Annotated in this window: 9 protein-coding genes; 7 read left to right on the top strand and 2 right to left on the bottom strand. The window is 36.2% G+C overall.

Annotation, left to right across the window (positions count from 1 at the left end):
- Positions 1–5: 5 nt before the first annotated feature.
- Entirely contained in the window at positions 6–623 is a 618-nt protein-coding gene (udk, locus tag LV469_03380; GenBank protein UHR03349.1) for a uridine kinase, read from the top strand.
- Between the two features lie 101 nt (positions 624–724).
- Here udk and murC read toward each other — a convergent pair whose 3' ends face one another.
- Entirely contained in the window at positions 725–2,113 is a 1,389-nt protein-coding gene (gene murC, locus LV469_03375) for a UDP-N-acetylmuramate--L-alanine ligase (GenBank protein UHR03348.1), read from the bottom strand.
- 149 nt (positions 2,114–2,262) lie between these two features.
- On the opposite strand from murC, the gene spoVG reads away from it, so the two are divergent.
- From spoVG to hprK, 4 genes are all read left to right on the top strand, one after another.
- Positions 2,263–2,532, top strand: coding sequence for a septation regulator SpoVG (gene spoVG / locus LV469_03370; protein ID UHR03347.1), 270 nt, complete (start codon positions 2,263–2,265; stop codon positions 2,530–2,532).
- Positions 2,533–2,709: 177 nt separating this feature from the next.
- Complete coding sequence (locus LV469_03365) at positions 2,710–4,470, top strand: aminopeptidase P family protein (GenBank protein UHR03346.1); 1,761 nt, start codon at positions 2,710–2,712, stop codon at positions 4,468–4,470.
- Positions 4,470–6,326, top strand: coding sequence for an excinuclease ABC subunit UvrC (uvrC, locus tag LV469_03360; GenBank protein ID UHR03345.1), 1,857 nt, complete (start codon positions 4,470–4,472; stop codon positions 6,324–6,326). Before LV469_03365 ends, uvrC begins: the two co-directional genes overlap by 1 nt.
- Positions 6,319–7,248 (top strand): HPr(Ser) kinase/phosphatase, encoded by a 930-nt coding sequence (hprK, locus tag LV469_03355; GenBank protein UHR03344.1) that lies wholly within the window; start codon positions 6,319–6,321, stop codon positions 7,246–7,248. The genes uvrC and hprK overlap by 8 nt, the downstream gene beginning before the upstream one ends.
- An 84-nt stretch (positions 7,249–7,332) precedes the next feature.
- Here the strand turns inward: hprK and LV469_03350 are convergent, their stop codons facing one another.
- On the bottom strand, positions 7,333–9,729 hold the full coding sequence (locus LV469_03350; protein UHR03343.1) for a BspA family leucine-rich repeat surface protein: 2,397 nt from the start codon (positions 9,727–9,729) through the stop codon (positions 7,333–7,335).
- Positions 9,730–10,143: 414 nt separating this feature from the next.
- On the opposite strand from LV469_03350, the gene mraZ reads away from it, so the two are divergent.
- Positions 10,144–10,575, top strand: coding sequence for a division/cell wall cluster transcriptional repressor MraZ (gene mraZ / locus LV469_03345; GenBank protein ID UHR03342.1), 432 nt, complete (start codon positions 10,144–10,146; stop codon positions 10,573–10,575).
- A 7-nt stretch (positions 10,576–10,582) separates the two neighbouring features.
- Positions 10,583–11,518: a 16S rRNA (cytosine(1402)-N(4))-methyltransferase RsmH gene (gene rsmH, locus LV469_03340; protein ID UHR03341.1), complete on the top strand. Its 936-nt coding sequence runs from the start codon at positions 10,583–10,585 to the stop codon at positions 11,516–11,518.
- Positions 11,519–11,525 lie beyond the last annotated feature (7 nt).

The following is an 11,525-nucleotide window of genomic DNA, read 5'->3' as shown; positions in this document are numbered from 1 at the left end:
TAGTCGTGAAAAAGCCCATAGTAATTGGAATAGCAGGAGGAACAGGCTCAGGCAAGTCTACAATAACTAACAAATTGGTCGAACTTTTAGATGATAGGGTGCTTGTTATAGAGCAGGATGCATACTACAAGGATCAATCATCTCTGCCCTTTGAGGAGAGGATAAAGACAAATTACGATCATCCTTTTGCCTTTGACAATGACCTTTTGGTCGAACATATAAAGGCCTTAAAAGCTGGAAAGACTATTGAAAAACCGATGTATGACTTTGAGGTTCACAACAGAAAAAAAGAAAAACTAAAAATTGAGCCGGCAGAGGTAATCATAGTCGAAGGAATTTTGATACTCTATGAAGAAGAAGTGAGAGAACTTTTAGATATCAAAATTTTCGTAGACACAGATAGTGATGTCAGAATAATAAGAAGAATTTTAAGAGATATAAAAGAGAGGGGAAGGACTCTTGACTCTGTGATCATGCAGTATCTGAACACAGTAAGACCATCTCATTTGCAATTTATAGACCCATCAAAAAGATATGCAGACATAATAGTGCCAGAAGGTGGATATAATCAAGTTGCAATAGATATGATTCATTCCAAAATATTGGCTGAAATAAACGAATAAATTTTAAAACAAAGAAATCTGCCAAGGAGCAATCCAAGGCAGATTTTTGTATTCATATAAACTTGTTGTCAAAATTATAAAAAGAAGATTTTAGATTTAGTCTAAAACTTTTTATCTAAGAGCATAAGACCTATCTTATAGACATCTCCAGCTCCGACAGTGCACACTAAGTCGTCAGCTTGGAGATTATTTTTAAGAAATCTAACTATATCTTCAAATCTTTCCATATAAAAGGCATTGCCCCCCTTTTGGCTAATACCTGCGACAAGAGTTTTAGAATGGATATCGCCATAGTCTTTTTCTCTGGCGGCATATATATCTGCGATTATTATTACATCTGCTAGAGAAAAAGATTCGCAGAAAGATTCTAAAAGCATCTTTGTCCTTGTGAAGGTGTGAGGTTGAAATACGCAGTAGAGTTTGCCCTTGCAAAAATCTTTTAAAGTTTTAAGAGAAGATTTGATTTCTGTCGGGTGGTGGGCGTAGTCGTCCATGACTAGAGCGCCATTATAGCTGCCGACTTTTTCTAACCGTCTATGAACACCCTTATATTTTTTTATGTTGGTAATAATAGTATCCAAATCGATTCCATTTACATAGGCTGCGGCAATGGCTGCAAGAGAATTGTAAACATTGTGCTTGCCCAAGACAGAGAGTTCAACTCTGGCTACATTTTTGCCCCTGATATAGAGTTCATAGCTGGGATGACCAGCTTCATCCAAGCGGATATCTTTTGCCATAAAATCGGCTTGAGTATGAATGCCAAAGGTAAAGAGATTGCAGGTCTTGATGTATTCCATTTGCCTTGCATAAGGATCATCTACATTGATGATTAAATTGTCAGCATCACTCAAATTTTTAACATAGCCTTCAAAAGTTTTCACTATATGGTCTATATTGTCAAAGTAGTCCAAATGGTCCTCGTCAATATTTAAGATGATGGCAGTGGTGGGAAAATACTTTAAAACATTTGCCTTATACTCACAAGCTTCTGTCAAAAATAAATCCATTTTGCCTATTTTGGCATTGCCATGGATATCATCCAATTCGCCGCCCAAAAGAATAGTTGGATCTACATCCAAATCTTTTATTATCTCTGCTAGCATGGATGTGGTCGAAGTCTTGCCATGAGTGCCTGATACGGCTATGGAGGACTTGTAATTTTTCATAATAAGTCCCAAAAAACTTGCCCTATCTACAAGGTCAACCTTACTTTTGATTGCATAAAGCAACTCCTCGTTGTCAAGAGATATGGCATCTGTATATACAACTAAATCGGCACCTTCTATGTTTTCTTTTTTATGTCCGTAGAAAATTTTAGCTCCTAAAGCTTCCAATTTTTTTGTGATAGGACTTTCTTTAGCATCTGATCCGCTGACCTCGTATCCGTAACTTAGAAGAATCTTTGCCAGACCAGACATAGATATGCCGCCTATTCCAATGAAATGGACGTGTTTATAATCATGTGAATCAATTTTAAAAAATTTCATACAACCTCCTGTAAACATTGATTATATCATATTTGGGACATATAAATAGAGAAATATTTAATAAAAATCTTTTAATAATAACTTAAATCATCTGTACCTTAGAGCAAAAAAAAGGTATAATATAATTAAGATGAGGGAGCGTGATATAAATGAAAATTACTGATATTAGGATTCGCAAGTTGGATAACACGGGTAAAATGAAGGCAGTGGTTTCTGTTGCTTTTGATGATGCCATAGTGATCCACGATATAAAGATTATCGAAGGAGACGAAGCAAATTTTATCGCTATGCCTAGTAGAAGAATTCCAAGTGGAGAATTCAGAGACATCGCTCATCCAATTAACGCTGAAACAAGAAAACAAATTGAAGATGCTGTTTTGGAAAAATATGAAGAAATGTTGAAAGAAGAGGAAAACTAAATATTCTTCTACACGGGACATTTGAGAATTGACAGCAAGGATATGGCATTATAAAAGACTGATTGGATTTTAGTTTGCAAGTTCAAATTAAAACCGGGCAGTCTTTTTTATTTGCTCCTTTATAAGATTGTAATTAATTATAAAAAGTTTGGTATAATCAAATGAGAGGTGAAAGCAATGAGAAATATAGATAAATTGAGAAAAAAGATGCAGGAGTGTGGTCTGGATGCCTATGTGAGTCCATCATCTGATCCTCATCTTTCTGAATACTTGCCCGATTACTACAAAGAGAGGGCTTTTCTAACTGGGTTTACCGGCTCAAATGGTCTAGCTGTTACAACCTTGGAAGAAGGAAAGATGTGGACTGATGGCAGGTACTTTATTCAGGCTGCAAATCAAATTAAAAATTCGGGCTATGATCTGATGAAGATGGCAACCAAGGGTTATCCAACTTATGATCAATGGCTTTTTGAAAATCTTAAAAATGGTAGCAAGCTCGGCTTGAATGCTCTTTATTTTTCAAAGACTTCTTTGGAAAGCTTAAAGCAAAAGTTGGCAGATAAAAAAATAGAACTTGTGGATATAGACTTAGTAAAGGATATTTGGACTGAGAACAGGCAAGCTCTATCTAACGAAAAAGCATTTTTGTTGGAAGAAAAATTTGCCGGCAAGTCTGCAGGTGAAAAGCTAAAAGAAATAAGAAAGATACTTGAAAAAGAAAATTGCGACTACTTGGTGCTAGGAGATCTTCCCGATATATGCTGGCTTTTTAATATAAGGGCCTTTGACATTTTATATACGCCGGTCTTGATATCCTATGCTCTTGTAGGTCATGATAGGGCTGTGCTTTTCACATCAGAAGAAAAAATCGACGAAAAGACTCGAACTCAGCTTTTGGAAAATTCCATTGAACTTAGAAGATATGAAGATATTTTCGACTTTTTGAAAAATCTCAAAGCTAAGAGAATCATGGCAGATCCAAATAGATTAAACTCAAAAGTCTATGATTCTATAAATTGTGAAGTTGTAAATGCTCAAAATCCAACAGAAAAGCTGAAATCTGTAAAAAATGCCACAGAAATCTCCAACTTAAAAGAGGCTTACTTGAGAGATTGTGTGGCTCTTACAAAGTATTTTTACTTTTTAAAAACAAGAATTAAGAATGAAAATCTAAACGAATTTTCGGCTCAAGAAATCCTTCACGATTTTAGAGCACAAGACGATATGTTCATAGAAGAATCCTTTGGAACAATCTCGGCCTATGCTTCCAATGCGGCAATGATGCACTATTCGGCAAGCGAAAAATCAAATAGGAAACTTGAACCCAAGTCCTTATATTTAGTCGACTCTGGAGGACAATATTATCTCGGCACAACAGATATAACAAGGACCTTGGCTCTTGGAGATATAAGCGATGAAGAAAAAAAAGATTTCACTCTTGTATTGAAGTCTCACTTGAATTTGGCAAGCTTTAAATTTTTGGAAGGCACAAGTGGCCACGCCCTTGATGCAATCGCTCGTGAACCACTGTGGAGAGAAGGGTTAGACTATAAATGCGGAACGGGTCATGGAGTTGGTTATCTATTAGGAGTGCATGAAGGTCCTCATGGCATTTCACCAAGACCCGCCCTTGCTCCTCTTTTACCTGGATGCGTTGTCACAATCGAACCGGGCATATACAAGGAAAACAAGCATGGCATAAGGCTGGAAAATGATTATTATATAGAATACGACCTAGAAAATGAAAACGGGCAATTCATGAGATTCGAAGTGCTAAACTATCTGCCATTTGACCTTGATGCTATTGATGTTGACCTTCTTACAGAAAATGAAAGAAGGCTCTTAAATGATTATCATAAAAAAACTTATGAACTCCTAAGCCCACACTTGGACGGAGAAATAAAAGTTTGGTTAGAACACTACACTAGACCTATATAATGAAAGATTTTAAAGAAAAACTTTCCAAGCTCCCGGACAAACCGGGAGTTTATATTATGAAGGACGAACTTGGCAACATAATTTATGTGGGCAAGGCCAAGTCTTTAAAAAAGAGGGTTTCGCAGTACTTTGGCTCCTACGGGCAAAGTTCACTAAAAGTTAAATCTATGGTCAAAAATATTGACGACTTTGAATATATAATTGTGACATCTGAACTGGAATCTTTGATTTTAGAAGCCAATATGATAAAAGAAAATAACCCCAAGTATAACATCTTATTAAGGGATGACAAGCAATATCCCTATATAAAGATTTCTTTGAATGAAAAATTTCCCAGAGTCTTGAAGGTTAGATCTGTGAGCAAGGACGGGGCCAAGTATTATGGACCCTATCCATCGGCTGAAAGCGTAAATGAATCCATAGACTTGTTCAATGAAATTTTTCCAATAAGGGACTGCAAACTCAATTTGGAAAAGGCAGAGGGCAAAGTCAGACCTTGCCTTAACTACTATATAAAAAGATGCAAGGCCCCCTGCATAGGTGGAATAAGAGAAAGTGATTATTTGGTCTATATAAATTCCATAATGGAATTTTTAGAAGGCAAGGATGATGCCATTATAAAAAGGCTAAAAGAAGAAATGCAGGATGCGTCTAAAAAAATGGACTATGAAAGGGCGGCAGAAATAAGAGATAAGATAAATGCTCTATCATACTTGATTCAAAGAAGGCAAATAGCAGATACTGCTTCTTTTGATGACAGAGATATCATAGCCATGGCAAGGGGAGAGGGCGAGGTTTGCATACAAGTCTTTTTTGTGAGAAATGGAAAAATAACTGGTAGAGAACATTTTTTCATCCAGGATTCTTTTATTGAAAGGGAAGAAGACATAATCCAAGCTTTTATAAAACAATTCTATCTTCTTGCCAACTTCATACCCAAAGAAATTTTAATTGGAATAGAAATAGAGGAAAAGGAACTAATAGAAAAGTGGCTATTTGAAATCAAGGGGAAAAAGGTAGAGCTTTTAAGACCCAAGATTGGAGAAAAAAAGAGGATGCTGGAGCTTGCCAAGAGCAATGCAATTGAAATGCTTGCAAAATCAAAAGAGAGCCTAAGAAGGCAAAGAGAGTCCAACATGGAAGCCTTGGAAGAATTGTGCCAAGTCTTAAAACTCGAGCAAATTCCAAAAAGAATAGAAGCCTATGACATTTCAAACATCTCGGGGGCTGAGTCGGTAGGCTCCATGGTGGTTTTCGAAGATGGAGAAAGAAAAAAGAGTGACTACAGAAAATTTAGAATAAGAACTGTAAAGGGACCAGATGACTACAAGTCCATGGAGGAAGTCTTAAATAGGAGATTTTCACGGGCAATAAAAGAAAGTGAAGAGGATAAATTCACATCCTTTTCTCTCTATCCAGATCTCATCTTAATGGACGGGGGAAAGGGACAAGTGAACATAGCCCTTAAAGTTCTAAAAAAAATGGGCATAAATATCTTGGTAGCTGGATTAGTAAAAGATGATTTTCACCAAACAAGGGGCATAATCTATGACAATGAGGAATATAGGCTAAAGGTAACATCTAAAGCTTATAGGTTAATTTACAAAATTCAGGAAGAAGCTCACAGATTTGCCTTAAACTATCACAAATCACTAAGGACAAAGGCCATGTTCGCATCTGAACTAGATGGCATAAAAGGCATAGGAGAAAAAAGAAAGAAGGCCCTTATTAATCACTTTAAATCTATAAAAAAAATAAAAGAGGCGAGCTTAGAAGATTTAATAAAAGTTGAAGGAATGAATAAAACAGCGGCAGAAGAATTGATTTCTCATTTTAAAAGGAGCAAAAATGGTTAAATTAGATAAGTTTACAAAAGATTTGGGGCTACAAATTATTTACAAATCAAAATCCTTTGAAAAAATTGAATGCAAGTCAAGTGAAATGAATAGACCAGGGCTTCAGCTTTGTGGCTATTACAACCAATTTGCTGAGGATAGGTTACAAATAATAGGTGCGGCAGAATGGCAATACTTAAAGGACATAGGACCAGATGGAAGAGAAAAAAGTCTAGAAAAATTTTTCAGCCGCTCCATACCAGCAGTCATATTTACAAAAAATGCGCCAGTATTTTATGAAGTCCAAAAAATGGCAAAAGAATATGATATCACCATCCTATCTACTGACAGAAGAACCACAAGACTTATAAATGACATGGTAAATTATATGGACATTATGCTGGCACCCAAGACAAGAGTGCATGCAGTCTTGATGGACATATATGGAATGGGAGTTTTAATAACTGGAGATTCGGGTGCTGGCAAGTCTGAAACAGCCTTGGAATTGATTGAAAAGGGCCACAAGCTGATATCTGATGATTCAGTTATAATAAGAAATGTGGCAGGGGATTTGATTGGCTCATCTCCAGAAGTGACCAAGCACTTCATGGAAATAAGAGGAGTTGGGATAATAGATGTGGAGAGAATGTATGGAATAGGATCTGTTGTGGACAAAAAGAGAATCCACCTCATAACCCACTTGGAATTTTGGGATGAGAATAAAGAATACGAAAGAGTGGGAATGGACATCTCACATGTGAAAATTCTCGACAAAGAAGTCGCCCAATATGTAATCCCTATAAGACCAGGTAGAAATACAGCCCTAATAATAGAGGTGGCCACCAAAAATTACAAGCAAAAACTCTATGGCTACAACTCGGCTCTTGCTTTGAATGAAAGAATTTTAAGCGAAATAAATAGACGAAAAGAAGAATCTCAATAACTATATTATGAAAAATATATAAAAACATCCCCCTTAGCTTACATAGAAAGGAGCAAGGGGGATATTTTCATATAAAAATTCGAATTACGGCAAGATTTCAAGCCATATTTCATCAAGAGAGGAGTCGGAGCTTCTCTTGTATTTGCGAGAGTTTGCAGCATCTTGCAGATCGTAGTAGGCCCAACTATTTTTATCTAAATCTTTATAAGATTTTAATTTATCTGGGTTGGCATCTATAAAATTACGATCAGCAGATCTTTTAAATAAGCTATTTAAAATTTTTGAAGCTTCAGCTCTACTTATAAATTTATCGGGTCTAAATGTCTTATCTGGATAGCCGCAGATTCTTTTGTTGGCAAAAGCTTGATTTATCTCTTTCTCATATCTATGACCCTTTATATCTGTAAAATCTGATTGGGAAGAATTTTCCTTATCTAAAGGAGAAATCAGTTTGGCAAACTCTGCCCTTGTTATGAAGTCATTGGGTCTTATGAGATTGTTGTCTGACTGTAACATATCCTTTTCATATGCCAAATTTATATAGGGATTGTACCAAGCATTAGCTAGAGCATCATCAAAAAGTTTATCCGTATTATCAGCCTTAAACTCAGTAAGTCTTACTGCCAAAGCAGCAGCTTCGGCTCTTGTAAGATTGTTATTAGGTCTTAGGGTCTTATCGGGGTAGCCAAAAATATAGGCCTTGTGAATATTCACATCGACTTTATTCACATCGACTTTTTTGATGCCCAACCAGACCTTATCGTATTGAGCCAAGATGAGAGTCTCTTTATCTTTGAACTGCTTTTTAATAGCTTGGTCAGGCTTCCAAACAGTTCCGTCATTTTCACTTTTCCAGGAAGTAAAGACCCAGCCCATTTTTCCAGTTGGATTTGAAACAGGTATTTTAACTTCCTTATTTGGAGTAACCCAAAAGGCGCGCTTGAAATAAGTATCAGATGAGGCCTTATCTGTCGTATCCACGACAACTCTTACAAAATTTTCAGGGCATTTCGGCTTAGTGCCAAAGGGTTTTTCTTCAGCTATTTCCATATAGGTATTTATAATCTCTATACCTCTTGTCTTAAGTCTTTCCTTCTCGGGCAGATCAGGAACATAATTTTTAAATTCAGTTACATAATCGTCTATGGGATCTAGAAGTATACTATAATCGATTTTAGAGCCATTAGAAAATATATCAAGCCCAGTATAATTAGCAGTCCAATTATTCTCAAGATTTATCTTTACGGGATTTTCTTTTGGTTTTTCAATATTTCCAGAAATCTTCGCTTTATTTGCAAGGAGGGTGAGTTTCAATTCTTTTGGTCTGACACCGTTTTTGTCATTGGAATCTTTCCAAGTGGATTTTGTAACTATATTTTGAGGAACGAAATACACCGTAGGCAATCCTGTGGGTTTAAACAAAAAAGAATTGTGGCTGCCTTCAATGACGGCTCCAGACGGCTCGCCATCTCTTTGCATCTTAAAGTCTTCACTCATAGCATTTTCTATAGGATCAGCACTTAAAAACTCATCTGGACCAAAATTATGATTAGCTGGCAAGTAGACATATTGAAGTTTTGGAGTGTAAGAAAATAAATTAGATATATTACCCCTATCTAGATTAAGTGGCCAAGTTCTACAATCAAGCTCCCTAACAGACGACATTGACAGCATATATGCTATTGATTCGGATTTTCTAAGATCCCAATGGGATAAATCTGGATTAGCTGAATCTGCACCATAAAACATATATTGGGGCAGGGTAAGACTTGAAGTATTCCATTTTGAAACATCAGGGTTGGCTGCTTTTGCCATAATAAACATTCCGTTCATGCTTTTTGCCTTAGAAGTGTCCCAATTAGACACATCGGGATTTGCTGAACCTGTATATGCAAACATCTGCTCAAAGTCTTCTACATTTGAAACATCCCACTTAGATACATCAGGATTTACATAAGGCTGCAAAAAGAACATTTGAATCATGGATTTGACATGACTAGTAGAAAGGTCTTTGGGAAAGATTATTTCACTGTAAATAGTGCCACTATCACCAGAAAATAGCATGGTCGAATCTTCTGGAAACTCTACACCGTCCTCTATTATAAGCTTCAATCCACCCGGAGCTCTCACCTTATTTAAAAAGGCGTTGGCCTCTTCTTCAAGCTTATGATAACGAGGGGAGTCGTAGTCTATATCCTCATCTCCATATTGAGCATAAATTTTTTTAGTTATCTCATCAATCAATTTTTGAATAGGAAAACCTGGGGAAGCCATTTCGCCAGACCCCTTTATGACCATGGCATTTCTATTATTATCCCAATATACATAGGCATTTTTCTTATATTCTCCCTCGGTTGCATATCCAATATATTTTTTAATATTATACGGATTGTCATCCGCTGATACATTTTCCGTGCACGAACATACAAAAAAGAAAATCAGTGCGATAAACATAAAAAATCCAATTCTTAGTTTTTTCATTTCGGCTCCTCTAAAATTGTATTTATTTTCATAAACATAAACTATGTCAAATAGATGATATCACTTCATATAATTAATATCAATTTTTAAAACTACTTTAAACGCTAATAAAATACAGAACTATACCGTTAAAAATAAATGGCGAATAAGTTTTTTGATAAACAGGCTATGCTCAAATGCAATAAAAAATTGTATTTTTTAGGGGAATCAATAAATTTCACCAATGTCAATGAATGTGACATAGATAAAAATGAAAATGGGATTTGTCAAACAAAAAAACATCGACAAATGGCTGAAATTACTAAAAAAACTATGAGAAAATTTCAAAATAAGGGTAGAAGTATTTATAAAAATAGGTTAGAATATAGGTGAAGTGGAAGAAAGTGGTTATTAGTGGTAGAAAATGGTGGAATTATGTTTATTGGTGAATATGAACATTCTCTCGACAACAAGGGGAGAGTTATAGTACCTGCAAAATTCAGAGATGATCTATCCGAAACATTTGTCATGACTAAAGGTCTGGATAAATGTTTATTTGTCTACCCCATGGAAGAGTGGAAATTAATAGAAGAAAAGTTGAAGGCTCTTCCTATGACCAACCCCATGGTTAGAAGTTTCGTGAGGACTTTTTTTGCTGGAGCATCTGATGCCTCACTTGACAAGCAGGGCAGGGTCTTGATACCTCAGAAATTGAGAGACCATGCCTTAATAGAAAGGGACGCAGTTATAATCGGAGTTGCCACTAGATTTGAAATCTGGAGCAAGCAAGAGTGGGAGGCTTACAACTCGACAGAGGGTCTTTCTTATGAAGAGTTGGCTCAACAATTATCCGAACTTGGAATTTAGGTGGATTATGGATTTTGTTCACAAGCCAGTGCTATTTGATGAAGTAATTGAAAATTTAAATATAAGACCTTCAAAAATCTATCTGGATGGCACTCTGGGAGGAGCGGGTCATTCGAGTGAAATTCTAAGAAGGCTTTGTGGAGATGGGCTTTTAATAGGGCTTGATCAAGACGAAAAGGCGATAGAAGTTTCTCGGGAGAGGTTAGAAAAAATAGGAAGTAATTTTAAACTATTTAACACCAACTATGAAAACTTTGAAGCGGTTCTAGATGGACTGGGAATAGATAAGCTTGATGGGATTTTGCTAGACTTGGGAGTATCTTCTTATCAATTCGACATGAAGGAGAGAGGATTTTCTTATAGGCTAGATTCCAGATTGGATATGAGAATGGACAGAAAGCAGGAGTTTTCGGCTTGGGATATTGTAAATAAGTATTCTGAGGGTGAGATAGCGAGAATTTTGCTGGTCTATGGAGAAGAGAGATGGGCAAGGCGAATAGCTAATTTTATAGTTAAAAAAAGGGAAGAAAAACCAATAGATACGACTTTTGAATTGGTAGAGATAATAAAGGCTGCCATTCCAAAGAAGGTCAGAAGAGAGGGTTCACATCCTGCCAAGAAAACTTTTCAAGCTCTTAGAATAGAAACCAACCACGAACTTGATGTTTTAAAAAAATCCTTGGGCAAGATGATAGATAGATTAAATCCAGGTGGTAGGATTTGTGTCATAAGCTTTCATTCTCTGGAAGACCATTTGGTTAAAGATATCTTCAAATACTACTATTTGGATTGTGTTTGCCCGCCAGAGATACCTGTTTGCATTTGCGACAAGAAAAGAGAAATAGAAATAATAAGCAAAAACCCAATCTTGCCTAGTGATGAAGAGATTTTATACAACAATAGATCGAGAAGTGCCAAGTTGAGAGTGGCTGAAAAATTGTAGGTGAATC

The organism is Peptoniphilus sp. GNH (genome assembly GCA_021307325.1).
Classification (GTDB): Bacteria; Bacillota; Clostridia; order Tissierellales; family Peptoniphilaceae; genus KA00134.
The sequence above is the reverse complement of the archived record's forward strand: the minus strand, read 5'-3'. Positions and strand labels throughout refer to the sequence as shown.